Below are 23,442 nucleotides of genomic sequence, written 5' to 3'. Positions count from 1 at the left end.
GTGGCTGGCGGAAATTTGCTCAGCGACATGCGCCGAAGCGCTTACTCAGCAGCCTCCAGGGCGTGCACCGAAAACATCTTCGCAGAATCCGTCCAGGTCTCGCGCACGCGCCAGCCGGCTCCTTGCGCCAGCGCAGCAAAACGCTCGAGGCTGTATTTGTAGCTATTCTCGGTATGGATGCTCTCACCCGCCCGGAATGAGAAGCTCGTGCCGAGCATGCGCACGGTCTGGCTTTTCTTGCTGATCAGATGCATCTCTATTCGATGCCGCTCGCGGTTATAGATCGCGCGATGGGTGAAGGCGGAGAGGTCGAAGTTGCCGCCGAGCTCGCGGTTGATGCGCACCAGCACATTGAGGTTGAAGCGCGCGGTGATACCGGCGGCGTCGTTGTAGGCGTCGTGCAGCACGCGCTCCTCTTTCTCCAGGTCGGCGCCGATGATCATCTGCGCGCCCCGGCCGAGAATCGTGCGGGCGCTCTTCAGGAAGGCCTGGGCCTCCTGCGGCTCGAAATTGCCGATGGTCGAGCCGGGGAAGAAGCCGACCTTTGGCATCGACGCGACCGCCTTGGGCAACTCGAACGGCGTGGTGAAATCGGCTGCCACCGGATGAATGCCGAGCGAGAGGAAGTCCCGCTTCAGGCCGTTCGCCTGGGCCTTCAGGAAATCGCCCGAGATGTCCACGGGCACATAGGCTGCGAACTTGCAGTGGTTGAGCAGCAGACGAACCTTTGTCGTGGCGCCGGCGCCGAACTCGACCAGCGCTGCGTGCCCCGGAATGATCTTCGTGATCTCGCTGCCGCGCTCCCTCAGGATCGCGAGCTCCGTGCGCGTCGGATAATATTCCGGCAGGCGCGTAATCGCCTCGAACAATTCCGATCCGGTCGCGTCGTAGAAATATTTCGGCGACAGCTTTTTCGGCTGCCGCGACAAATCCTCGATGGCTTCGCGGGCGAATGCGGTCGTTTGCTTGTCGGGAAGATGGGCTTCGGCCAAAGCGCTGCCATGCACATTCATGATACTCTCCTGAACGCGCTGTCCGGCGCGCGGTTGTCGTCGGATGAGAATTAGTCGTAATCGGCGAGCCGCAATCCCGTGAATTGCCAGCGATGATGCGGATAGAAGAAGTTGCGATAGGTGACGCGGCTGTGACCGTCAGGCGTTGCCAGCGAGGAGCCGCGCAGCACCAGCTGGTTGATCATGAACTTGCCATTGTACTCGCCGAGCGCGCCTTCGATGGCGCGGTAACCGGGATAGGGTGAGTAGGAGGAGCGCGTCCATTGCCAGACGATGCCGAAGGCGTCGTTCAGCGCGCCCGCGCGTGCCGCGACCTCCCATTCCATCTCGGTCGGCAAATGCTTGCCGGCCCAGCGCGCGAAGGCGTCGGCTTCGTAATAGCTGACATGGCAGACGGGCGCCTCGGGATCGACCGGCTTGAGGCCGGCGAGCGTCATGACGTGCCACCCGCCGTCGATCTCGCGCCAATGACCCGGGGCCTCCCAGCCTTCGCTGTTCACGGCAGCAAAACCGTCCATCAGCCAGAGAGTTGCCGTCCGATAGCCGCCGTCGCGTATGAACGCGAGCCATTCGGCATTGGTGACGAGATTGCGCGAGATCCTGACCGGGCCAACCAGGGCACGATGTGCCGGCTTCTCATTGTCGAAATGAAAGCTGTCGTCGACATGGCCGACGGTATGGATGCCTTCGTTCAGCGTCAGCCAATCCCCGCCGGCCCGCGTCATCGCCGGGAAACGCCAGTCCGGATCGTAGGCCGGCGGGATCGGGTTCTGGGCGAAGGCGTGCAGGATGTCGGTGAACATCAATTCCTGGTGTTGCTGTTCGTGGTTGAGCCCGACCTCGATCAGCGGCGCGATGTCCTGAAGCTTGTCCTCGCCGACCTTGCGAAAGAATTTCACGGCCGCCGCGTCGACATGTCTGCGATAGGCGCCGACCTGATCGGCGCTTGGCCGCGTGATGTCGCCGCGGCGATGCCGGGCGTGACGGGGGCCTGCGCTGACGTAATAGGAATTGAACAGGAACGCGAAATCGGGATGGAAGGGTCGGTAGTCCGGACAGTGCTCCCCGAGCACGAATTGCTCCCAGAACCAGGTCGTGTGGGCGCGGTGCCATTTTGTCGGGCTCGCATCCGGCATGGACTGGATCTGCTGGTCCTCGGGCGATAGCGGCGCAGCCCGGCGTTCGGTCTCGTTGCGGACGGTGAGAAACGCGTCCTCCAAGGACTGGGCGAGGCTGCCCGGAGCGGACACCTCTGACGAAAGCGCGGGGGCGGCCGTAGCGGAGGCTTGTTTCGTCACGTTTTTCTCCAGACAGGACAAGAGAACGTTGTTGGCGTTGCCCGGTTCCAAAACCAAGGTTCGTCCTAGATAGGGGCTCCGTTACGGTATGAAAGTCCTCCTCGGTAATGATATTAGCGTCATCAGCCCATGCCGCGGGCCGGGTTTCGGATCGGCCGTCCGACCCCCGTCGCCGCCATTTTACTTTGGATGCACAACGGTTTGGGCTACATATATAGGCAGGTATCGGGTTAAATTGGCTGAGCCGGCCCGAGTTGATCGTTAAGGGCTCCGCCCCGGAAGGACATGGATATGAGCATCGAGGAATTCATCGGCAACGAAGTTAAGTCGAACGACGTGGTTCTGTTCATGAAGGGCACGCCGCAATTTCCGCAGTGCGGCTTCTCCGGCCAGGTCGTCCAGATCCTCGACCATCTCGGCGTCGGCTATAAGGGCCTCAACGTCCTCGAATCGGCCGAACTGCGCAACGGCATCAAGACCTTCTCGAACTGGCCGACGATTCCTCAGCTCTACGTAAAGGGCGAGTTCGTCGGTGGCTGCGACATCATCCGCGAGATGTTCCAGGCCGGCGAATTGCAGCAGCTCTTCTCCGAGAAGGGCGTTGCGGTCAACGCTGCGGCCTGACGCTTGACCACGCTGACGCGCCGGATCGACGGCGCCCAGCTCGAGGTCATCGTTGCTGACATCACCACGCTCGGCGTTGACGCCATCGTCAACGCGGCCAACACGTCGCTCCTTGGCGGGGGCGGCGTGGACGGCGCCATCCATCGGGCGGCCGGGCCCGAACTGGTCGCCGAGTGCCGCACGCTGCATGGCTGCAAAACCGGCGACGCCAAGATCACCAAAGGCTATCGGCTCAAGGCTGCGCATGTGATCCACACTGTCGGGCCGGTCTGGAATGGCGGCGCGCACGGCGAGGACGATCTGCTCGCCTCCTGCTATCGCCGCGCGATGGAGCTGTGCCGGGAGCATAAGCTGACCTCTGTGGCATTCCCCGCGATCTCGACCGGCGTCTATCGCTTTCCCGTCGAGCGGGCCGCCGAGATCGCTGTCCGCACGACAATCGAAATGCTGCCCCTGGCACCGTCCGTTGCCCGCGTGGTGTTCTGCTGCTTCTCGGAGCCGAGCGCCAAGCTCCACGCCGAGGCGCTTAGGCGGCACAGCGGCCCTTGTGCCGATTGACGCTGTCAGTACACTCCGCCGGACCATGTTCCGGGGAGGGGATATGATTTCACATGTTGGACTGCGTGCGCTCGTCTGTGGCGCGCTGGTGTCGTTTGGCGCGACGTCGTTCGCGAACGCGGAAGGGACTTACGAGGTCCCGGCAGGCGCGCATTTCAACCAGGATAAGCTCGCCAAGGTCAGCGAGTTCTTCAAGAACGAGGTCGCGGCAGGCAAGATTGCCGGTGCAACCGTGCTGATCAAGCAGCACGGCAAGCCGGTCTATCGCGAAGCCTTCGGCGTGCAGGACGTGGTCAGCAAGGCGCCGATTACGGACAAGACGATCTTCCGCCTGTTCTCGATGAGCAAGGCGATCACTTCCGTCGTTGCAGTGCAGTTGATCGAGGACGGCAAGATCAACCTCGACGATCCCATCTCGAAATACATTCCCTCCTTCGCCAATGTGAAGGTCGGCGTCGAGAAGAAGGCCGAGGACGGTACCAGGTCGCTCGAGCTCGTGCCACCGAGCCGGCCGATGACGGTGCACGACTTGATGACGCACACCTCGGGCGTCACCTATGGCTTCTATGGCGACAGCCTGGTCCGCAAGGCCTATCGCGACGCCAACATCTATGCCGGCGATTTCGACCTCGCCGAGTTTGCCGAGCGAATCGCAAAACTGCCGCTGCACAACCAGCCGGGCGCGCTGTGGCAATACGGGCATTCCACCGACATCCTGGCGCGCGTCATGGAGGTCGCGGCCGGCAAGCCGCTGCTGGAGATCGAGCGGGAGAAGCTGCTTGGCCCGCTCGGCATGGTCGACACCGGCTTCTTCGTCACCGATCCCGAGAAGCAGAAGCTGCTGGCCCAGCCGGTGCCGAACGACAGTGATTTCCGGGTCGGTCGCATCAACGATCCAACCGTCGCCAAGAAGATCCAGTTCGCGAGCGGCGGCATGGTTACGACCATGGCCGATTATGAGCGCTTTGCGCAGATGCTGCTCAACGGCGGCAGCCTCGACGGCAAGACCATCCTTAAGCCCGCGACCTTCAAGCTGATGGTGACCGACCAGGTCGACTCGAACTCCGGCGTCGATCGCGACTATTTCTATTTCCCCGGCGACGGTTTCGGCTTTGGCCTCGGCCTTGCGGTTCGCACCGATCCCGGCAATGCCAAGCCGCCGCCGCCCGGCGATCTCGGCGAATTGAAATGGGACGGCGCCTCCGGCTGCTATTTCGTGATCGACCCCAAGCAGGACATGTTCTTCGTCCTGTTGGAGCAGACCCCGACCGAGCGCCAGCGGGTGCAGCGGACATTGAAACAGTTGGTCTATGACGCCATGGAGAATTGACATGCGCGGGCGCCGCGCGCTGATAGCGGCGCTGGTTCTCCTGTTCGGTACAATCGGTGCACAGGCAGGCTCCGAGGGGCGTGTCGCCCACAATTTCTCGCCCGAGGGACTGGCAAAAGTCTCCGACTACATCAGGAACGAGATCGCGACCGGCAAGATTCCCGGTGCCATCCTGCTGCTTCAACAGCACGGCAAGCCGATCTACTACCAGAATTTCGGGGTCCGCGATGTCGCGACCGAGATTTCAATGAGCGCGGACACAATCTTCCGGCTCTATTCGATGTCGAAGCCGATCACCTCCGTGATGGCGATGATGCTGGTCGAGGAGGGCAAGCTCGCGCTCGATGATCCCGTCTCGAAATTCATTCCTGCTTTTGCCGGAATGAAGGTCGGCGTCGAAAAGAAGGCCGAGGACGGCAAGGTCGCGCTGGCGCTGGAGCCGCTCGATCGTCCGGTAACAATCAAGGACCTGCTGCGGCACACCTCTGGACTGCCTTACGGCTATTACGGTGGCGGAATGGTCCGCGAGCTTTATGCTGATGCCAACCTCTTCAACAGCGATCTGACCAACGCCGATTTTGCCGCCAAGATCGCCACGCTGCCGCTGGCCGAACAGCCGGCCACGGTGTGGGACTACGGCTTTTCCACCGACGTGCTCGGCCGCGTCATCGAGGTGGTCTCCGGAAAGACGCTGCTCCAGTTCGAAAAGGAACGGCTGCTCGATCCGCTCGGCATGACCGAGACCGCATTCTACGTTGCTGATCCCGCCAAATTTCCCCGCATTGCCGAGCCGATGCCGGAGGACCGCAACATCAATCCGACGACACAGCTCCGCGATCCGAGGCGGCCGCTGAAATGGGAATCGGGCGGCGGCGGCCTGGTCGGCACGATCGGCGATTACGCCCGCTTCGCGCAGATGCTGCTCAATGGCGGCACTTATGAAGGCCGGCGCTATCTCAAGTCCGAGACCATTGCGCTGATGGCCTCGGATCATATCGGGCCCGAGACCAAGATCGCGCGCGATCGGAACTATTATCCGGGCGGGACGTCCGGTTTCGGCCTTGGCTTCGCCGTGCGCACCTCGGTGCCGCCGGGCACCTCATGGCCGCTCGGCGAGTATCGTTGGGACGGCGTCGGTGGCACCTTCTTCTTCATCGATCCCGAGGACGATCTGTTCGGGATCTTCATGGTGCAGACCCCGATGCAGCGCGGCCGGATTCAACTGGCGCTGAAGACGCTGATCTATCAGGCGATGGGGCGCTGAGCTCGACGGTTACGCCGCTTTCGTAGCCCGGATGGAGCGAAAGCGAAATCCGGGAATCCATCCGCTCGGCGAGAATCCCGGATTGTGCTGCAGCGTAATCCGGGCTACGGGATTCAGGCCCCGCGCATGATCTCTCTGATGTGGCCGATCGTCTCCTCGATCTGGCTCGCATTGACATCGAGATGCGTGCAGGCGCGGATGCGGCCGTCCATCATCGCGAGCGTCACGCCGCGCTGGCGGAGCGCGGCGACCATCTTGTCGCCGGGAATGCCGGCGCCGTCGGGCTTGAAGAACACGAGATTGGTCTCGGGCTCCTGCACCTCCACGCCCGCGATCTGCGACAGCCCGCGCGCCAGGGCGCGCGCGTTGGCGTGGTCGTCGGCGAGACGGTCGACGTGGTGGTCGAGCGCGTAGATACAGGCGGCCGCGCAGATTCCGGCCTGCCGCATCGAGCCGCCGAGGCGCTGCTTCCATTGCCAGACCGCATCGATGAACGCGCGCGATCCCGCGAGCACGCCGCCGATCGGTGCGCCCAGACCCTTCGAGAAGTCGATCCACGCCGAATCCCAGCCCGTGGTCATGTCGCGCGGAGAGATGCCGGTTGCCACCGTGGCGTTGAGCAGGCGCGCGCCGTCCATGTGGGTGACGAGGCCGTGTTGCTTCGCGATCGCGACGATCTCGTCCAGCGCGGCTTTCTTCCAGATCGTGCCGCCACCGATATTGGCGGTCTGCTCGACGCTGACGACCGTCTGCGGCGGCTGGTAGCGGGTGCGCGGGTGCAGCGCCTTGCGCAGGGTTTCCGGCGTGAACTGGCCGTCGGGTCCCTTCAATTGCGTGACCTGGAAGCCGCCGATCGCGGCATGCGCGCCGCCCTCGCGCGCGATGATGTGCGCGCTCTCATGGGCGAGGATCTCGTCGCCGGGACGGCAATGCACCAGCGTAGCCGTGACGTTGCACATCGTGCCGGACGGCATGTACACGGCGGCCTCCTTGCCGAGCAGATCCGCAACGCGCGCGCACAGCGCATTCACCGTCGGATCGTCTCCGACCTGCTCGTCGCCGACCTCGGCGCGCGCCATCGCCTCGCGCATCGCGGGCGTCGGCTTCGTCTGCGTGTCCGAAAGCAAATTGATGCGCACCGGCGGCGCCTTGGGATCGATCGGGGGAGGGGTGTAGAACATGGCTGATCTCGTCATCTAGTCGAACAACGATCACCGGTCCTCAGTCATGACGCGCTGGGCAACGCGTTGCCGCGCGGTGGCGAGGATGTCGTCCGGAGTGTCCGAAGTGAAGTTGTTGCAGTTGGGCAGCGCGAACAGTTCTTGATGTCGGCGGACCTGCTCGTCACGGGGCAGGACGGCCCATACCTTTCGCTCCGCCTCGGTCGGTGTTGCCGACGGTTCAATGTTGGCGAGTTGGTCAGTCGTCTGAGGCATTGAGACTGGCCATACCACAACAAAAAGGCCCCGGAAACCGGGGCCTTTGAGTGTTGATCTGCCGATTATCAGCGCGAATAGAATTCGACGACCAGATGCGGCTCCATCTGCACCGGGAACGGCACGTCGGAGAGGCCGGGGATGCGGATGTATTTCGCGGTCATCTTGCCGTGGTCGACTTCGAGATAGTCGGGAGTGTCGCGCTCGGCGAGCTGGCTGGCTTCGAGCACGTGGGCGAGCTGCTTGGAGGCTTCCTTGACCTCGATCACGTCGCCGATCTTGAGCTGGTAGCTCGAGATGTTGACCTTGCGGCCGTTCACCTTGATGTGGCCGTGGTTGATGAATTGGCGTGCGGCGAAGATCGTAGAGACGAACTTGGCACGGTACACGACCGCGTCGAGACGACGCTCCAGAAGCCCGATCAGGTTCTCGCCGGTGTCGCCCTTGAGGCGGCTCGCCTCGACATAGATGCCGTGGAACTGACGCTCGCTGATGTTGGCGTAATAGCCCTTCAGCTTCTGCTTGGCGCGCAGCTGCACGCCGAAATCGGAGAGCTTGCCCTTGCGGCGCTGGCCGTGCTGGCCGGGGCCATACTCGCGGCGATTGACGGGGCTCTTCGGGCGGCCCCAGATGTTCTGGCCCATACGGCGATCGATCTTGTACTTCGCCTCACTGCGCTTAGTCATCGCGTCCTCTGTCGGTTCATGGTTTGAGGAAACGCGCCCTCCTGTGTGACGGGCTATCGCCCGGCACCGACAGGTCCGATCCCCAAAGCTGGAAGGGACAGGACCACGGGTCGCGAAACGCTTCGCGGGCCGAAATCGGCCCGCGAGCAGGCGGCTTTTAGGAGAGTTTGGGGCGTGCTGTCAATGCGAATAGCCCGGAATGAATTACGTCCTGACCGCCCGGATCGGCTTCGGTCCGGCCGCGCGCAATTCGGTAGCGATTTCAGTGTTCAGCACCTGTTCCAGCCGGGTCAGGACCCGGGCGATCGGGGCGGCATCGGTGACCCGATGGTCCCAGCGGATCACGACATGGATGGTCTGGTCCGGCGCCACCACTCCGTAGCTGACGATGAAAGGGCCCGGCGTGATAGCCTGGAGCTCGCCGCCGCCATAGGCGGCCACCGAGGTCACCGAGAAGCTGCCGAACCAATTGCCCCGCTGCCGGCCGAAATTCAGGCCGATCGCCCAGGACAGGCGCCGGAGCGCCAGCGGCAGCCGGGTCGCCCGCATGATCTTGCGAAACATGGGGACGTCCTCGATCGGCGCCGTCTTGGCGTGCCGGATCAGGGCGTCGACCTCAGCCAGGGGCAGGGCCTCCGGGGCCGCGATTCGCTGCGGCAGCACGCATTCCTCGCCGTCCTCGATCCGGGCGATGGCTATCGACGCCACACTCCTTGGAAGCTCGTAGAGCATCGGCCACGGCCACTTAGCGTAGACCGTGCGCAGGATCGGCTCATCCCTGGCAACCAGGGCGAAAGCCTTGACGAACATCGCGGCCCAGCCCGCGGGTGCGGCCGCGCCAGCGCGGGCCTCAAGCAGGGGGCGGACATGGAGCGGGCGGGACAGCGAGACGAAAGGCACGCCCATCGAAGCGCGCATGAGGTCGACGATCAGGCGGCGCGGCAGCGAAATGTTCTTCGGTTGACCGCGCATCGTTCTCCGGTTCCTGCGGGATTAAAATATGTGCAGCGAGTGGGCTTCTCCGCTCGCCGCCTGCTCTAGCATGAACCAACCGGCTTGGGGCCAGTCGGTTCGCCGCATCATCAGGGCGCTGGCGTCGCTAAGGCTGGGTCTTGTCAAAGATAGATGATTTTCAATGGCTTATCGCCATGGATCTTGGCGTCATGAACTCCCTGGAACGGCCGACCCTGGCAGCGCCGCGGTTCCCGGCAAGGCTGGCCGCAACTGCTTAGCGCTTGATCCCCTCGAACGCCGCCAGGATGCCGCGCTGGAAGAGCGACCAGTCGAAGCCGAGCGCGATCGCGCGGTAGCCGTGGTCGACCAGGGCGTTGGCCTGCTCGGCGGTGCGCGCCACGCCGCCTATCGGCACGCCGCTCTTGAGGATGCCGGCTTCGGCGCGGGCGATCAGCTCCAGGAGCTCCGGATCGTCCATCTGGCCGCGCTTGTCGATGGAGGTGGCGAGATCGCCGGCGCCGATCACCGCGACGTCGATCCCGGGCGTGGCCATGATCTCGTCGATGCGGTTGACGGCATCGACATGCTCGATGGTGATCATGCAGATCATCTCGTCGTCGGCGCCGGCCATGTAGTCGGGCATCGACTGTCCCCAGCGGAACGGCGCGTGGAAAGGCCCCCAGAGGCGGTCACCCCGCGGCGGATAACGCACGCTGCGCACCGCCTTCTCGGCCTCGGCGCGATTGGTGATCATCGGAAAGTTGATGCCGAAGGCGCCGATGTCCATTGGGGCCTTAGCAAGCCAAGGCTCGTTCGTCGCGATCCGCACTAGCGGCGTGCAGGGCGTGCCCGTCGTCGCCGCGATCATCGCGTGCGCTTCGGTCAGGCCGATCGGCCCATGCTCGAGATCGACGATGATCCAGTCGAGCGAGCGCGCCATGATCTGCACGGTCTGCACGCTCGGGATGGTCGCGATCGCGCCGAAGGCAGGGCGGCCCTCGCGCCACAATTGGCGCAGACGGTTGAGCGGCGTAGTCGGAGCCGACATGGGAGAAACCTGCGAGCAGATGACGATGGCAGAGCCTAGCAGCGCGCCGCCGGCGCGCAAAGTCAGGCCGGCACGCGGCCGCCGAAGAATGGCGTCAGGGCTGTGCCGAGACCATGCACGCGGTTCGAGGTGAAGATCATCTCGGCGCCGGACTGCACGATGCCGCCGATGTGCGAGCCGAGCAGGTCCGAGACACGGCGGGCGATCGCAGGTGCCGGATCGATCCAGTCGACCGGCCAGGGCGCAAGCCGCTTCAAGCGCTCGAGCAGCAGCGGGTAATGCGTGCAGGCGAGCACCACCGTATCCGTGCGCGCGCCGGCGTCGGCGGGATTGCCGACGAAGCAGGGGGAGAGCTCGGCGAGAATGGCGCCGTCGCTGATCGTATCGCCGCCGAGCGCGCGTTCTGCGAGCGAGGCGAGCTCGGGCGAGCCCACCAGCGTCACCTCGCAACCCTGGGCGAAGTCGCGGATCAGCGCGCGGGTGTACTCGCGCTTCACCGTGCCCTTGGTGCCGAGCACCGAGACGCGGCGGCTCTTCGATTGGGCGCAGGCCGGCTTGATCGCTGGCACCGTGCCGACGAAGGGCACGGAATAGGCGCCACGCAGGTGCGATAGGACCAGGGTGGAGGCTGTGTTGCAGGCGATGACGACGAGGTCAGGATCATGTGTGCCGATCAGTTCGCCCATCAGCGGCACCACGCGGGCGATGATCTCGTCCTCGCTGTGGTGGCCGTAGGGAAAGAAGGCGTCGTCGGCCACGTAAACGTAGTGCGCATCCGGGCGCGCGGCCACGACCTCACGCAGCACCGTGAGCCCGCCAAGACCGGAATCGAACACCAGGATCGTCGGAGAATTGGTCACGTGATTACCCTACCCCGTCATGGTTACCATTCGGTTTTTGGGGCGGTTTTGCGGCGAATCTTCCTTTTACCGGTCGATCCATACCGTCAGCGGCTATGTGATCGTGCGGCTCAGCGCCACCGGCCTGATCTGGGAGGTCATCAACCCGACGCCGGCGCTGCTGCTGAGACCTCAAGCCGGCAGAAGCGGGCAGGGGCGCCGCTCTGCGCTGCGTCTGGGCACGGCGAAAGTTGACGGCCTTTGCCAAGCCGTAGAAACCATGCGGTGTTTCGCCCGACAGGCAAATGTCGCAGGAGGCGCCATGCTCACCGTCCATCATCTCGGCAAATCGCAATCCGAGCGCATCGTCTGGCTCTGCGAGGAGCTCGACATTCCCTATGAGCTGAAGCGCTATACGCGCGATCCCGTGACCATGCTGGCGCCGGCCGAGTACAAGGCGCTACATCCGATCGGGGCGGCACCGGTCATTGCCGACGGCGATCTCATGCTCGCCGAATCCGGCGCCATCGTCGACTACATCATTGCCAAATACGGCAACGGCCGCCTCGTGAAGCGCCCGGATGATTCCGACTTCGCGCAGTTCCTGTACTGGTTTCACTTCGCCAACGGCACGCTGCAAGCCGGTATGGGCCGGCTGATGCTTCTGAACCGGCTCAAGCTCGCCGAGAACAATCCGATGCTGCTTGCGATCAAGGCGCGCGTCGATCGGGCCTTCGATCTCGTCGATGCCAGGGTGGGCGCCGCCGAATATCTGGCCGGCAGCGGCTTCACCACCGCCGACATCATGATGGGCTTCTCGCTCACCACGATGCGCTACTTCCAGGCCTACGATCTCGTGCGATGTCCGAACGTGGTCAAATATCTCGGCCGCATCGGCGCCCGTCCTGCCTACCGGCGCGCGATGGAGAAGGGCGATCCTGGCATGGCGCTGCTGCTGAGCTGAGCGGCGACGCCGGGTCGCTCGCGCCGATCATGCGATCCTGTTCGTGGTCGCGGCTCGTTCAGCTGTCAGTTGGTCCTGCAAACGCTGGATGTTTTGCAGCAGGCGCTGGCTGGTGAGGACCAGGAAGTAATAGCCGAATTGCGGGTCCTGGAAGTAGATCTCGAGCAGCCGATCATAGGTGATCGTCAAGACCTGACCGTCTTCGATGCACTCGACCGTTCCGGTTCGCCGGTTATCCGGCGTGAGGAAGCCGAGTTCTCCCATGAGAGTTCCCGGCAAAATCTCGATGTTGATTTCCTTGACGAGGAACTTGCCGGTAACCGTGAGGAACATTTCATTCGCCGGATCGCGCATCTTGAACAGCGTGTCGCCACGGCGATATTTGCGTTCGGTCATGAACGGCTTGAGCCACTCGATCGACATGTCGCCTTCGGCGGCATGGCGCGCCTTCTTGACGAGCTTGAGCATTTGCCGCAGGCGCAAGGCGTTGATCGGAAGCAATAAGAGATACAGCAGGAACGTCGAGACATTCGCGGAGAGCGCGCCGAAAAGGGCGAAGAACGCGCAGCCGATCATGTTGGCGACGCGCAGCGGCACCATCGTCCGCATCAGCAGGGTGGCGACGAAGAAGCCGGCGCCAACCGCGGCGAACAGATTGGCAAACGTGATGTTGTGGACCACGATCTCCAGTATCCGATTGAACAGCGCGTCATAGGTGATGTTGTCGGGATCGAGGCCCATCTGGACGAAAATCTTCGCGATCCTGAGATTGTCCGCCGCCGCATTGAGAATGCGGTCGAGGATCGACGAAATGTCTGCGCTGCCGGACGGCATCATAATGTCCTCTGCGTAAGACCGCCGGTCTTCGTCGCTGTCCCGAAGAGGGATAATCGAAATCGGATGACGGGCGTTTGACCAGCATTTCCGGCGGTCCGGCAATTCTATCCCGAACGATGGATTCGGCAATTGGCCGCCTGTCGCACGCGGGACCCGCTTCGTGCGTTTTCGACACCCGGAAGGCACGAAGGGGGCTTTGTCGGGGCCGTCGGCGTGGCCGGAGAGGCGGAGACCGGCCGGCCGCTTTACGGCTTGGCGGCGGGCTGGATGATCTGCTGCTCGATCAGGGCCAAATGCCCCGGCAGCGAGCCGGCGCGCAGCATCATGGCGACGCTGTTGGCCTCTTGCAGGGTGAAATTGCCGGAGATCTGTCCCGAGCCGCCAGTGATGGGCTCGCGGATCACGGGGGCCGAGATTACCTTGTCGTCGAGCACGATCGCAAAGGGTTTTCCGATATTCTCTTCCGTGACGTGGGCAAAGCGGTGGGTGCCGCGCCCGTTGAAGCGGAACGAGGCGATCGGATCCTGCGTGCCGCTCGCATAGCCGGGGCCGGCGTAGCTGATGTCGTCGCCCTCAAGCGCGCTTTCCTTGCCGACCAGGTAGGGGCGCTTGTCCTTGAAGCCGAACAGGACTTCCGCCCCCGCGGGAGGCGTGCTTTGCTGCGCTTGTTCCGCTGGCATCGAAATGTCGATCAGACGGAAGCTGACCCGGACCTTCTTGGCAAAGACCGCGGTCACGCGTTCCGGCTCCATCACGCCCGGCAGGAAGATGCGGATGCGGTCCGGCCCGTCCTGTTGGACGCTGGCGAGCTTGATGCCGATGTCCTTGAGGCGCTGCTCGATCATGGCGATGGTATCTTCAACGAGATCGCGCAGGCTGGCGGCGAGTGCAGCATCGGTGGGCGTGAGTCTGGTCAGGCCGTCGCCGCCATCGGCCACGGAGAGCGCATGCGCGGGCAAATTCTCCGCGGCTGACGCGAGCTTGCGCACGAGTTGCTCCCGCCCCTTGGCATCCGCGATCTTTACCTCGACGCTTCCTTCGCGAATTGCAAGGCCGGAGAACGCAATGCGGCTCTCACGGAGGTTCTTGTAGGCGTCGTCGCGCAATTCGGTGACTACAGACTCGCGCAAGGCGTCGGCGTCGACCTTGTAGACGATGCGCGAGCCGCCCAGCTTCTCCATCATGTTGCCGATGAAAGCGGAGACCCTCGCGCGCATCTTGTCGAGCTGCGTCTCCTCGGCGACCGCGGCGCAGGGCAGGGCGATCGCCGCTGCGATCGAAAGCGCAACAATGAGCGGTCTGGCTCGCTGGCGCAGCGGCTTGGTCATGGTGTCCTCGCGTGTGTGGCGGCATGGCGACTTTCGGCGGGCCTGCCACCAGTCCTTGGTCCTTGCATCGCGCCAAGAGGTTCACTCCATTCGAAAGCTTCGTCATAAACACGCGTTATTTCAGTGGCTTGTTGGCGTAACCGGGATACAAATTTGCGTAACCGGGATACGCGTGGTAAGCTCGCTGAAGGAGCAGCTATCGTGGTCCCAGCAAAAAAGCGTGTGCGCAAATACCGAAGTGAGGGCGGTGCTGCAGATCTGGTGCGGGTCGAGGTCCTCATTCCGCCGGACGCCCGGAGCGAGGTTTTGGCGATTGCCTCGCGCATGCGGGCGGAACATCGCCGCGCTAAGGAGCTCCAGTCACTCCTCGACAATGCGCTCCGCCTCTACGGACCGCGCATTCTCGACAATGTCGATCTCGATCGTCTGCCCGATCTCCGCTCACGTGCCGCGGTTGCCGCTCGCGCCATGATCGATCGCGGCGACGCCCGGGCCTTTGCGATGGGCAGAAAGATGTTGGATCGCGTCAACGAGCACGAGGATCGAGATGGCTCTTAGCAAGTTGCAGAGCGACATCCTTCGACTCCTGGCGAAAAACCGCTCGGAGAGTAGCTATCTCGCCGGCGGCTTGATGCTCAACAAGGATTGGCAGAGACGATCCGACGACATCGACATCTTTCACGATACCGACGAAGAGGTGACCGAGACCGCGAAGTTCGACCTCGCCGTTCTCGACGCCGCCGGCTTCAAGACGCATAGGGACTTCGTCATCTACGGCTGCGTCGATGCAACTGTCTCGCGCGAAGCTGAATCGACAATCATCCAATGGTTCGCGGAGACGAGGCTTCGCTTCTTTCCGCTCGTGAGGGACGAGCAATGGGGAGCGCGGCTCCATCAGGCGGACCTTGCCGTCAACAAGGTTCTTGCTGCCGCCGGCCGCTCGAAGGCGCGCGATATTGCCGACTCGTCGCCATCGGTTGTGACTATTGTCCACTGGGACCGCTTGTGCTTGCGGCGGCCGGCGAGCCGCCTAATTTCTCGCCGCGCCGAACCATCGACGAAATCCGCCGCCATGCATTGTCGATCCCGGCTGAGGAGTTTGCCGCCGTGCGAGGCTTGCCTTCTGAATGGTCGGCAGCCTTCATTCGCGATGAGTTGCTTCGCCAGATCGAAGCCGCAGACCGCTACGTGATGTCCGTGGCGCCCGAATCGACAGGAGTGCTCGCCGTCAACAAGGAGGGCGTGCCGATCGAGATCGCGGATCTAAACCTTGCCGATGCAATCCTGCGCAAGGCGACTGCGGAGCCCGAGGTGATGCCCGCGCCGGCCGACTTCAACGCGGTTGGTTGGACGCCGGACCGTCCATAGGCCCATCTCGACGGCGTCTTAACGCAAGTGGCCGATTGCATCCGGCAATGGACGAACGCCAAATCATCCATCATTCTGTCCGCGCGACCGGCGATCGGTCGCGGCCTCGCCTGAACCAATGTCAAAAGACAGGAGGCGGGGAAATGCACCTGAGGGAGGACGGAATTCATGGCGGGCATCCACGCGCTCGATCGGCTCATCGGCAACGACTATCCGGACCTGGCGACGGACGAGGGGCTCCGGGCATTCGAGCAGGTCCCCTACGCGGAGCGCGTCGCGGCCGAGAGCACCTATGACGCCATCAGCTTAGGTGCCGCGCGCAACCCCGATGGGGCCGCGATCCAGTTTCTGCAAAACGCCGATCCGGCCGACACGCCCGTCGTGGTGACCTATCGCGATTTCGTCGCCCGCGTCACGCAGGCCGCCAACATGTTTCACGCGCTCGGCGCGGAAAAGGACGACGTCATCAGCTTCATGCTGCCGCTGGTGCCGGATGCCTTCGTGACGCTGTTCGGCGCCGAGGCCGCGGGCATCGCCAATCCCGTCAATCCACTGCTGGAGCCGCGTCAGATCGCGGAGATCCTGGAGGCCGCGAAAACGAAAATCCTGGTGGCGCTCGGGCCGATGCCGGGCACCGACATCTGGCAGAAGGTCGAGCAGATCCGTCCGCAACTCAAACATCTCAAGGCGATCGTGCAGATGTTCGGCGGCGGCGATCCGGCGAAAGGGATCTTTGCGTTCAGCGATCTGATCAAGCAGCAGCCGTCCGACCGGCTCGTCAGCGGCCGCAAGATTCTTGGCAGCGACATCGCGGCCTATTTCCACACCGGCGGCACCACCGGTACGCCAAAACTGGTGCGGCACACTCATGCCAACCAAGTCTATCAGGCCTGGGCGCTCAATTTGCTGCTGAAGCCGAAGCAGGGCGCCAACATGCTGTTCGGCATGCCGCTGTTTCACGTCGGGGGATCGCTGACCCAGGTGCTGACGACGTTGTCGGGCTGTGGCTCGCTGGTCGTGCTGTCGCCGAGCGGATGGCGCAATCCGAATTCGGTGAAGAGCATCTGGGGGCTGGTCGAACGCTTCAAGCCGGAGGCGCTGTCGAGCGTGCCGACGGTGCTTGCCGCCACGCTGGCGGTGCCGCCGGGCAATGCCGACATCTCCAGCCTGAAATATGCCGCCGGCGGCGGGTCGGCGATCCCCGTCGCCGTGGGCTCTGCGATCCAGGACAAGCTCAAGCTGCCGGTGGTCGAGGTCTATGGCATGACCGAGACTTCGAGCGTGCACACGCTGGCCTATCCGTCGCGGCCGATCAGGCTCGGTTCGGTCGGCTTGCCGATGCCGTACGCGCGCGTGCGTATTGTGCAACTCGATGCCGACGGTCGCCTGATCCGCGACTGCGCCCCTGACGAGATCGGCGTCGTCATTATGGCCGGGCCCGGCGTGTTCGGCGGCTATCTCAACGACGAACACAACAGGGGCGCCTTCGTCGACGAAGTCTGGGTCAATTCCGGCGATCTCGGCCGGCTCGACGCCGACGGCTATCTCTGGATCACCGGCCGCGCCAAGGATCTCGTGATCCGCGGCGGCCACAACATCGATCCGGCGCCGATCGAGGAGATCATGTTCCGTCATCCCGCCGTCGGCTTCGCCGCCGTGGTTGGCCAGCCCGACGCCTATGCCGGCGAGCTGCCTGTCGGTTACGTGCAGTTGAAGCCGGGCGCGAGAGTCGAGCCTGGCGAGCTGGAGACGTGGGTTCGCGAGCGCACGCCAGAACGTGCGGCTGTTCCCGTGCAGGTCATCCCGATCGATCCGATGCCAGTGACCGGCGTCGGCAAGGTATTCAAGCCGCAGCTGCGTTGGGACGCAGCCCAGCGCGTGTTCACCAAGGTGCTGACGCCGCTCGCCGGGCGCGGCATCGACTGCAAGGTCAAGGTCGGCGCCCATGGCAGCCACGGCTCGATTGCGACTGTCACGCTTGCGGGCTTGCCGGAGGATCAGCGCAAGGTAGTTGCCGACGAAGTGCACACGCTGCTCGCCCCATTCGTGATGCGGCACGAGGTGGTTTTCGCCTAACCAGCATGGCCGAGCGGGTAGGCCTGATGGGGCTGCGCACAGCGTGGCTCCAGCTCTTCCGATTGGACAACGCATCGCCGCTACCCGCGGATCGCCGCATTGGCCCTTTCGGCTGCGCCGGTCATCGCATCCTTCGCCGATTTCGCACCGTTGACCACCTCATTGACCCCGATCATGAAGGCGTCCAGGATCGGTCTCGATTGCGGATGGAAAAGGATTGCCTTGGCGCGGTCGACATCGGCATTCTGCAAGTTGGTCAGCGCCGCCTCGGCGGCTTGCGAGCCGAACGCCTTCTTGAACCCCTCGCTGGACCAGGCCGACACGCGTGTCGTCGCCAGCCCTGCTGCAGCAGTTTTCAGCGAGGTCGCCCTGCTCGTCGCCCAAAGCAGGAACAGGAAAGCCGCCCGCTTGTTTCGAGATTTGGAATTGATGCACGCCTGCCAGTGCGACATGAAGGGGACGGGTCCGCGACCGGCGAGATGCGGAAAGGTTGCAAACCCAGCCAGCTTGGCGACATGGCTTTTCGCTGGATTGGAGATGTCGGTAGCGAAGTTGCTGCTGTCGATTGCCATGGCCGTCCGCCCCTGCAGGAAGTCATCCAGCACGTTGTACCATTCATAGCTGCCGACGCCGGCAGGCCCGGCCTGACTGAGCAGCCGTCCGTACATCTCGACCGCCGCGATCGCCTCCGGGCTTGCGAAAACGACCCTGTTGCGTTCGACCATCGCCCCACCATAGGAGAACACGAAGCCCATGGCCGGTGGGGAGGAATTGCCGCCGGCCTGGGCCCGCATGGCGATCCCCGACATCCCGTTGGTCTTGACCGCCTTGGCGGTGACAAGCAGCTCTTCAAAAGTCTGGGGAGTCGGCTGGTCCTTGGCCTGCCAGCGCATCCCTGTTGATGAACAGGGTCATCGCCTCTGAGGTAATCGGGACAGCGTACCGTTCGCCGTCCGACCACAGCGGGAAGGATCGGGCCGTCTTGAGCAGATCGCTCTCGTCATACCAGGTGGGGTCGGTCAGCGACCTGTTGGAATAATAGCCGTTCAGTGGCTCTAGCCATCCGTTCGAGATGCCCTGGCCATAGGTCGTGAACATGAAGACGTCGGGCGTGCTGCTGCCGCGGGCGAGCCTGATCGGCAGCGCGCCGAGGTACGTGGTTTCCAGTTGGAAATCGATGGTGATGTTGATGCCGGTGAGTATGGTGAACTCCGGCAACAGCGGCGTGATCGCATTCGACCACGGATGGATCGCGCCCGAAAGCGCGATCGTCTGTCCCGCAAATTGCTTCCAATCGATCGCGGCGCTGGTGTGGATCGCGGCGGCATCCTGGGCAACACTCCACCGCGGCATCATGCCAAGGGCCGGCAGCACCGCCCCCGCCGCGCCCAATCCCTTGATGAGGCTGCGCCGGCTGGCCTGCATTTGACGGTTCAGTGAGTTTTCACCCTGCGCCATGCTAATGCTCCTTCACCAAGGCAGTCATTCACGACACGTGAGCGGGGTCGCACCCCTACGGCATCGTGGCCCTCGCCAGACGACTTACGGGGTCCGAAGCCGATGTAACCTAGTCAGGTTCCGGCTCACCCATGCGGGCCTATCCATGCTATCATGCTAGCAATGCTCTGGCCTTGGCACCAGAAGACGCGCCGGTCACGCGAGCATGACCCTAGGTAAATGTCAGCCCCTGCTCCGGCCCTATCTTTGCGATGGTTTTCTCGTCCGCTGATCCTTGCGGTCGCAGTGCTTGTGACCCTGTTTGCCGCGACCAGCTTCCTCGGCCTGCAATATTGGCAGGAGCGGCAAGCAGCTCATGACTTCATCGAACATAGCCGCCAGGTACTCGAAACGCTCGATCGGCTGCGGGCGATCATCGCGGAACTGGAGACCGAAAGGCGCGGGTATCTCACGACCTTCGACCCCGCCTATCTCAAGGCCTACGGCGTCTCTGACGAAAGTGTCCGACGGGAGGCTCAGGCGCTGCAGACGCTGGTCGAGGACGATCCGTTGCAGGGCCTTCGGGCCGGACATCTGGCACTGACCGTTGCAGCAACGTTGCGCGAGATCGACGAGCTGCTGAAGACGGCCGGTACGTCCGGGCTGGCCGCGCTGGCAATGATCCGCAGCATGGACGAGATCCGCTCGCAAATCGACCAGATGGTGGATCACGAGCGCTTTCGGCTCGCCGACCGGGAGGCGCGCGCCGAAGCATTCGAGCGACGCTGGACCTGGCTGATCGCCGGCGCCGTTGTCCTCGTCGTCGCGCTGGCCGGGGCAGCGCTGGCGCTCGCGCGGCTCGAAGCGAAACGGTGGAGAAAGGCGACCGAGGAGAACATCCAGCTCCAGAGTGATCTTGCAGCACGAGATATCAAGATCAGGCGCCTGTTCGATGCCAACATCATCGGCATCATCATCTGGGAAGTCGAGGGGCGCATTCTCGAGGCCAACGATGCATTCCTGCGCATCGTGGGATACGACCGGGAAGATCTCACAACAGGGCGCCTGCATCGGACCGACCTCACGCCGCCGGAATGGCGCGACCGCGACTTGCATACTGTGGCGGAATTGAAGCGGGTGGGGACGGCCGAACCGTTCGAGAAAGAGTATGTGCGGAAGGACGGAAGCCGTGTGCCCGTGCTGATCGGCGGGACTATGTTTGGAGAAGGTACGGATAAAGGCGTCGGCTTTGTTCTTGATCTGACGGCTCTCAAGCGGGCGGAAGCCGAAGCCCGCGAACACGAGCGGCGCTACCGTGAAGCCATGATGGAACTTGCGCACGCAAACCGCGTCACCACGATGGGGCAACTAACCGCTTCGATTGCCCATGAAGTCAACCAGCCGATCGCCGCGATAGTGGCGAACGCCGAGGCCGGGTTGAATTGGCTGGAGTCTCAACCGCCAAACCTGGAGCGGGTTCGACAGACGTTCGACTGGATCACCAGTGACGGCACGCGAGCCGGCGATATTATCGGTCGCATCCGGGCGCTCATCAGGAGCGCTCCCCCGCAAAAGGAGAATCTGGAGATCAATCAGGCGGTGCTTGACGTCATCGCTCTGACCCGGAGTGAAGCATTCAAGAACCGCGTGTCGGTGCGAACGCAATTTGCCGAGGGCTTGCCGTCCGTTCAGGCAGATCGGGTCCAACTTCAGCAAGTGATGCTCAACCTGATCGTCAACGCGGTCGAGGCGATGGGCGCGGTCAGCGAGGGGGGACGCGAGTTGTTGATCAGCACCGGCAGAGATGCATCGAACGGCGTGCACGTCGCCTTGCGGGATTCCGGTCCGGGACTGGATCCGAAGAATGTGGAGCGCCTGTTCGAAGCCTTCTACACCACCAAGCCCACAGGCATGGGGATGGGCCTCGCCATCTGTCGCTCGATCATCGAGGCGCATGGCGGACAGATGTGGGCCGGCGCAAACGAGCCTCGGGGCGCCGTCTTTCAGTTCACCCTGCCTCTCGCGGCGGACGAGACCGCATCTCGCCTGCTGAGGGCGCGTGAGCCAGCGGGTCTACGCTCTGCGGCCCAATGACGACGAGCTCTGCGGTGCCCGCGCCTCTGATCGAGGCAGGTATCGATGGCAAGGCGAGAGTCGGCGCCCATGGCAGCCACGGCTCGATCGCGACTGTCACGCTTGCGGGCGTGCCTGAGGATCAGCGCGAGCCGGTTGCGAACGAGGTGCACGCACTGGTTGCACCCTTCGTGATGCGCCACGAGGTGGTACACCCGAAACAGGATCGGGCGGTGGCCCCACCCAGCCCGACAGGAGGGGCGACGCTTCGCCCCATTATCCATATCGCCGTTCGAGAGCCTCTATGTGACGGCCGTCACATAGTAAGAATTGGCAATTGGGCGATCATCCGAATAGTCTTGTGGAATTGCATTCGGGGGAACGCAAGTGATTCCGTTTCGGCTATTTGCTTTGTTGATTTTTGCCATTGGCCTTTGCTGCGGACCGGCACATGCCGATCGGCGGGTTGCGCTCGTGATCGGCAATTCCGCCTACAAGAGCGTGCCCAAGCTCGGCAATCCCGCGAACGACGCCACCCTGATTGGCGGCATGTTCAAGAAGGCCGGCTTCGATTTCGTTGACGTCAGGCTGGATCTCAACGCCAGCGAGATGCGGCGCACGTTGCGCGAATTCGCCGGCAGGACGCGCGATGCCGACATGGCGGTCATCTACTATGCCGGCCACGGCATCGAGCTCGAAGGCACCAACTATCTCATTCCGACTGACGCGGCGCTGGAGACGGATGGCGATGTTCTCGACGAGACTATTCCGATGGAGCGCGCGCTGTTCGCGGTCGAGCCTGCCAAGCAGCTGCGCCTGATCATCCTGGACGCCTGCCGCGACAATCCCTTTTCCAAGACCATGAAGCGCACGCTGGCCTCGCGCGCGATCGGGCGCGGGCTCGCCAAGGTCGAGCCGACCAGCCCCAACACCATGATTGCCTTCGCGGCGAAGGCGGGATCGACGGCGTCCGATGGCGATTCCAGAAACAGTCCGTTCGCCATCGCGCTGGTCGAACACCTGCCGAAGCCAGGCCTGGACCTGCGCAAGGCCTTCGGCTTCGTGCGCGACGATGTGCTGCGGAGCACCACGAACAAACAGGAGCCCTTCGTGTATGGCTCGCTGGGCGGCGATGACGTGCCGCTGGTTCCTGCCAGGCCGGCCGCAACCGGTCCGCAGGCAAATCCGCAGTCCGAGCTCCGGCGGGACTATGAACTTGCGCTCCAGCTCGGCACGCGGGACGGCTGGGAGGCCTTCCTGGCGCAATATCCCGAAGGCTTCTATGCCAACCTGGCCAAAGGCCAGTTGAACAAGATCGGTGCCGAGGAGACGCGCGCGTCGGCCGAACAGAAAGCGAAGTCGGCCGAGCAGGAGAAGGCAAGGCTTATTGCCGAACGCGCCCAGAAGGCCGAGCAGGACAGGGCGGCCGCGGCGGCCAAGGCCGCTGAGGAGGCCCGGATCGCCGCGGAGAAGCAAAAGCAGATCGAGCAGGCGAGGACCGACGCAGCCGAACAGCAGCGCAAAGTGGCAGAGGCTGCCGCTGCAAAAGCACAGGCCGAGAAGCAGGCGGCGGAGAAGGCCAAAGCCGAACTCGCCGCCCGGCAGGCCGCGGAGAAGGCGTCAGCACAGCCTGCGGCAAAGCCGGCAGCCGATCGACAGATTCCCGAGGCAGAGAACCAGAAGGTGGCCGCGCTCTCGCCTGCGCCGGCATCCGCGTTGTCTACAGCCGATCTGGCTAAAGCCGTGCAGAGCGAATTGCGCCGCGTCGGCTGCCTGTCCGCGGCGGCCGATAGTGACTGGAGCCCCGCATCGCAGCGCTCGCTGACACTGTTCAACAAATATGCCGGCACCCAATTCGATGTGAAGCTCGCCAGCGTCGACGCGCTCGATGCGCTGAAGACGAAGCCGGGACGCGTTTGCCCACTCGTGTGCAACTTCGGCTTCAAGGCCGACGGCGATCAATGCGTGAAGATCACCTGCCGGGCCGGTTATCGCGTGGGCGACGACAACGAATGCGAGAAGGTGCAGGAGAAGAAGCCGGTTGCGACGCGCGATGATTCCAAGAAGCGCGATCAGGATCGGAAGCAGTCTGAGTCTACACCCACGAGCTCGCAGGCTTCCGGACAGATGATCTGCAGTCAGGCCGGTTGCAGACCGGTTGCGAAAGGCTGCCGCCTTGGTTCGGTACCCGGTCCAGGCAACGGAATCGTGAAAATTACCGGCGAGATCTGCAACTGACTCGGCCGGCTGCGCGCCCTGTGGGGCAGGGCTCTGACATCGACAATGTCTTAGCTACTTTCCGGCGCAAA

The 23,442-nt window shown here is 63.5% G+C and carries 22 protein-coding genes and 2 pseudogenes; 11 read left to right on the top strand and 13 right to left on the bottom strand.

The genetic code is table 11. The annotated features are described in order from the left end of the window. Window positions 1-41 precede the first annotated feature (41 nt). Window positions 42-1,013 carry an L-histidine N(alpha)-methyltransferase gene (egtD, locus tag IVA82_RS13910; RefSeq protein ID WP_247380482.1) on the bottom strand — a complete coding sequence of 324 codons (972 nt, stop codon included), beginning with the start codon at window positions 1,011-1,013 and terminating at the stop codon, window positions 42-44. 50 nt (window positions 1,014-1,063) lie between these two features. Continuing rightward, window positions 1,064-2,362, bottom strand: a complete 1,299-nt coding sequence (gene egtB, locus IVA82_RS13905) for an ergothioneine biosynthesis protein EgtB (protein ID WP_247380527.1) — start codon at window positions 2,360-2,362, stop codon at window positions 1,064-1,066. Between the two features lie 240 nt (window positions 2,363-2,602). Here egtB and grxD point away from each other — a divergent pair, with 240 nt between their 5' ends. The 4 genes from grxD to IVA82_RS13885 are packed head-to-tail and all read left to right on the top strand — an operon-like array spanning window position 2,603 to window position 6,087. After that, window positions 2,603-2,935 (top strand): Grx4 family monothiol glutaredoxin, encoded by a 333-nt coding sequence (grxD, locus tag IVA82_RS13900; RefSeq protein WP_187436151.1) that lies wholly within the window; start codon window positions 2,603-2,605, stop codon window positions 2,933-2,935. Window positions 2,936-2,938: 3 nt separating this feature from the next. Beyond that, window positions 2,939-3,493 carry an O-acetyl-ADP-ribose deacetylase gene (locus IVA82_RS13895; RefSeq protein ID WP_247380481.1) on the top strand — a complete coding sequence of 185 codons (555 nt, stop codon included), beginning with the start codon at window positions 2,939-2,941 and terminating at the stop codon, window positions 3,491-3,493. Between the two features lie 43 nt (window positions 3,494-3,536). Beyond that, window positions 3,537-4,823 carry a serine hydrolase domain-containing protein gene (locus IVA82_RS13890; protein WP_247380479.1) on the top strand — a complete coding sequence of 429 codons (1,287 nt, stop codon included), beginning with the start codon at window positions 3,537-3,539 and terminating at the stop codon, window positions 4,821-4,823. Window position 4,824: 1 nt separating this feature from the next. Then, window positions 4,825-6,087, top strand: a complete 1,263-nt coding sequence (locus IVA82_RS13885) for a serine hydrolase domain-containing protein (protein ID WP_247380477.1) — start codon at window positions 4,825-4,827, stop codon at window positions 6,085-6,087. Window positions 6,088-6,200: 113 nt separating this feature from the next. On the opposite strand, the gene IVA82_RS13880 is transcribed toward IVA82_RS13885, so the two are convergent. From IVA82_RS13880 to murI, 6 genes are all read right to left on the bottom strand, one after another. Continuing rightward, window positions 6,201-7,268 carry a threonine aldolase family protein gene (locus tag IVA82_RS13880; RefSeq protein ID WP_247380476.1) on the bottom strand — a complete coding sequence of 356 codons (1,068 nt, stop codon included), beginning with the start codon at window positions 7,266-7,268 and terminating at the stop codon, window positions 6,201-6,203. Between the two features lie 30 nt (window positions 7,269-7,298). Next, complete coding sequence (locus IVA82_RS13875) at window positions 7,299-7,523, bottom strand: hypothetical protein (RefSeq protein WP_247380474.1); 225 nt, start codon at window positions 7,521-7,523, stop codon at window positions 7,299-7,301. A 68-nt stretch (window positions 7,524-7,591) separates the two neighbouring features. Continuing rightward, window positions 7,592-8,209 (bottom strand): 30S ribosomal protein S4, encoded by a 618-nt coding sequence (rpsD, locus tag IVA82_RS13870; RefSeq protein WP_247380472.1) that lies wholly within the window; start codon window positions 8,207-8,209, stop codon window positions 7,592-7,594. 204 nt (window positions 8,210-8,413) lie between these two features. Beyond that, complete coding sequence (locus IVA82_RS13865; RefSeq protein WP_247380470.1) at window positions 8,414-9,181, bottom strand: acyltransferase; 768 nt, start codon at window positions 9,179-9,181, stop codon at window positions 8,414-8,416. Window positions 9,182-9,437: 256 nt separating this feature from the next. After that, a complete protein-coding gene (locus IVA82_RS13860) occupies window positions 9,438-10,211 on the bottom strand; it encodes an aldolase/citrate lyase family protein (RefSeq protein ID WP_247380467.1) in 774 nt (257 codons plus the stop codon). Window positions 10,212-10,273: 62 nt separating this feature from the next. After that, window positions 10,274-11,071, bottom strand: a complete 798-nt coding sequence (murI, locus tag IVA82_RS13855) for a glutamate racemase (RefSeq protein ID WP_247380465.1) — start codon at window positions 11,069-11,071, stop codon at window positions 10,274-10,276. A gap of 301 nt (window positions 11,072-11,372) precedes the next feature. Between murI and IVA82_RS13850 the strand changes: the two genes are divergently transcribed. After that, window positions 11,373-12,014 carry a glutathione S-transferase gene (locus tag IVA82_RS13850; protein ID WP_247380525.1) on the top strand — a complete coding sequence of 214 codons (642 nt, stop codon included), beginning with the start codon at window positions 11,373-11,375 and terminating at the stop codon, window positions 12,012-12,014. 27 nt (window positions 12,015-12,041) lie between these two features. Here the strand turns inward: IVA82_RS13850 and IVA82_RS13845 are convergent, their stop codons facing one another. Together IVA82_RS13845 and IVA82_RS13840 are read right to left on the bottom strand one after the other, a co-directional pair. After that, window positions 12,042-12,848 (bottom strand): cyclic nucleotide-binding domain-containing protein, encoded by an 807-nt coding sequence (locus IVA82_RS13845; protein WP_247380463.1) that lies wholly within the window; start codon window positions 12,846-12,848, stop codon window positions 12,042-12,044. A gap of 248 nt (window positions 12,849-13,096) precedes the next feature. Continuing rightward, window positions 13,097-14,179: a preprotein translocase subunit SecD gene (locus tag IVA82_RS13840; protein ID WP_247380461.1), complete on the bottom strand. Its 1,083-nt coding sequence runs from the start codon at window positions 14,177-14,179 to the stop codon at window positions 13,097-13,099. Between the two features lie 201 nt (window positions 14,180-14,380). Between IVA82_RS13840 and IVA82_RS13835 the strand changes: the two genes are divergently transcribed. Next, the gene (locus IVA82_RS13835; RefSeq protein ID WP_247380459.1) at window positions 14,381-14,737 is read left to right on the top strand and encodes a hypothetical protein; all 357 of its coding nucleotides are present in this window, start codon (window positions 14,381-14,383) and stop codon (window positions 14,735-14,737) included. Here IVA82_RS13835 and IVA82_RS13830 read toward each other — a convergent pair. Then, the gene (locus IVA82_RS13830) at window positions 14,706-15,173 is read right to left on the bottom strand and encodes a hypothetical protein (protein WP_247380457.1); all 468 of its coding nucleotides are present in this window, start codon (window positions 15,171-15,173) and stop codon (window positions 14,706-14,708) included. The two genes, IVA82_RS13835 and IVA82_RS13830, sit on opposite strands and share 32 nt — an antisense overlap. Window positions 15,174-15,184: 11 nt before the next feature. On the opposite strand from IVA82_RS13830, the gene IVA82_RS13825 reads away from it, so the two are divergent. Further along, complete coding sequence (locus tag IVA82_RS13825; RefSeq protein WP_247380455.1) at window positions 15,185-15,547, top strand: hypothetical protein; 363 nt, start codon at window positions 15,185-15,187, stop codon at window positions 15,545-15,547. Between the two features lie 168 nt (window positions 15,548-15,715). Beyond that, window positions 15,716-17,623, top strand: coding sequence for an acyl-CoA synthetase (locus tag IVA82_RS13820; RefSeq protein ID WP_247380453.1), 1,908 nt, complete (start codon window positions 15,716-15,718; stop codon window positions 17,621-17,623). A gap of 80 nt (window positions 17,624-17,703) precedes the next feature. On the opposite strand, the gene IVA82_RS48260 is transcribed toward IVA82_RS13820, so the two are convergent. Together IVA82_RS48260 and IVA82_RS48255 are read right to left on the bottom strand one after the other, a co-directional pair. Continuing rightward, window positions 17,704-18,516, bottom strand: coding sequence for an extracellular solute-binding protein (locus IVA82_RS48260; RefSeq protein WP_253075571.1), 813 nt, complete (start codon window positions 18,514-18,516; stop codon window positions 17,704-17,706). After that, window positions 18,473-19,081 carry an extracellular solute-binding protein gene (locus tag IVA82_RS48255; RefSeq protein ID WP_253075570.1) on the bottom strand — a complete coding sequence of 203 codons (609 nt, stop codon included), beginning with the start codon at window positions 19,079-19,081 and terminating at the stop codon, window positions 18,473-18,475. Before IVA82_RS48255 ends, IVA82_RS48260 begins: the two co-directional genes overlap by 44 nt. A 219-nt stretch (window positions 19,082-19,300) precedes the next feature. Here IVA82_RS48255 and IVA82_RS13810 point away from each other — a divergent pair. The 3 genes and pseudogenes from IVA82_RS13810 to IVA82_RS13800 all read left to right on the top strand — a co-directional run. Then, window positions 19,301-19,762 (top strand): annotated as a pseudogene (locus IVA82_RS13810) (CHASE3 domain-containing protein); the annotation flags it as partial. Window positions 19,763-19,945: 183 nt separating this feature from the next. Beyond that, window positions 19,946-21,154: pseudogene (locus tag IVA82_RS13805) on the top strand (ATP-binding protein); the annotation flags it as partial. 366 nt (window positions 21,155-21,520) lie between these two features. Continuing rightward, window positions 21,521-23,371 (top strand): caspase family protein, encoded by a 1,851-nt coding sequence (locus IVA82_RS13800; RefSeq protein ID WP_247380452.1) that lies wholly within the window; start codon window positions 21,521-21,523, stop codon window positions 23,369-23,371. The last annotated feature ends 71 nt before the right edge of the window (window positions 23,372-23,442 follow it).

Source organism: Bradyrhizobium sp. 142 (assembly GCF_023074015.1).
In the GTDB taxonomy this organism is placed as follows: domain Bacteria; phylum Pseudomonadota; class Alphaproteobacteria; order Rhizobiales; family Xanthobacteraceae; genus Bradyrhizobium.
The sequence above is the reverse complement of the archived record's forward strand: the minus strand, read 5'-3'. Positions and strand labels throughout refer to the sequence as shown.

What these genes read in the sequence shown, in the direction of transcription:
- IVA82_RS13865 (WP_247380470.1), bottom strand. Translation starts at nt 9,181, where the DNA reads ATGCGCGGTCAACCGAAGAACATTTCGCTGCCGCGCCGCCTGATCGTC.
- IVA82_RS13880 (WP_247380476.1), bottom strand. Translation starts at nt 7,268, where the DNA reads ATGTTCTACACCCCTCCCCCGATCGATCCCAAGGCGCCGCCGGTGCGC.
- IVA82_RS13875 (WP_247380474.1), bottom strand. Translation starts at nt 7,523, where the DNA reads ATGCCTCAGACGACTGACCAACTCGCCAACATTGAACCGTCGGCAACA.
- IVA82_RS13820 (WP_247380453.1), top strand. Translation starts at nt 15,716, where the DNA reads ATGGCGGGCATCCACGCGCTCGATCGGCTCATCGGCAACGACTATCCG.
- IVA82_RS13845 (WP_247380463.1), bottom strand. Translation starts at nt 12,848, where the DNA reads ATGCCGTCCGGCAGCGCAGACATTTCGTCGATCCTCGACCGCATTCTC.
- grxD (WP_187436151.1), top strand. Translation starts at nt 2,603, where the DNA reads ATGAGCATCGAGGAATTCATCGGCAACGAAGTTAAGTCGAACGACGTG.
- IVA82_RS13840 (WP_247380461.1), bottom strand. Translation starts at nt 14,179, where the DNA reads ATGACCAAGCCGCTGCGCCAGCGAGCCAGACCGCTCATTGTTGCGCTT.
- IVA82_RS13850 (WP_247380525.1), top strand. Translation starts at nt 11,373, where the DNA reads ATGCTCACCGTCCATCATCTCGGCAAATCGCAATCCGAGCGCATCGTC.
- IVA82_RS13885 (WP_247380477.1), top strand. Translation starts at nt 4,825, where the DNA reads ATGCGCGGGCGCCGCGCGCTGATAGCGGCGCTGGTTCTCCTGTTCGGT.
- IVA82_RS48260 (WP_253075571.1), bottom strand. Translation starts at nt 18,516, where the DNA reads ATGCGCTGGCAGGCCAAGGACCAGCCGACTCCCCAGACTTTTGAAGAG.
- egtD (WP_247380482.1), bottom strand. Translation starts at nt 1,013, where the DNA reads ATGAATGTGCATGGCAGCGCTTTGGCCGAAGCCCATCTTCCCGACAAG.
- rpsD (WP_247380472.1), bottom strand. Translation starts at nt 8,209, where the DNA reads ATGACTAAGCGCAGTGAGGCGAAGTACAAGATCGATCGCCGTATGGGC.
- IVA82_RS48255 (WP_253075570.1), bottom strand. Translation starts at nt 19,081, where the DNA reads ATGGCGCAGGGTGAAAACTCACTGAACCGTCAAATGCAGGCCAGCCGG.
- IVA82_RS13860 (WP_247380467.1), bottom strand. Translation starts at nt 10,211, where the DNA reads ATGTCGGCTCCGACTACGCCGCTCAACCGTCTGCGCCAATTGTGGCGC.
- IVA82_RS13890 (WP_247380479.1), top strand. Translation starts at nt 3,537, where the DNA reads ATGATTTCACATGTTGGACTGCGTGCGCTCGTCTGTGGCGCGCTGGTG.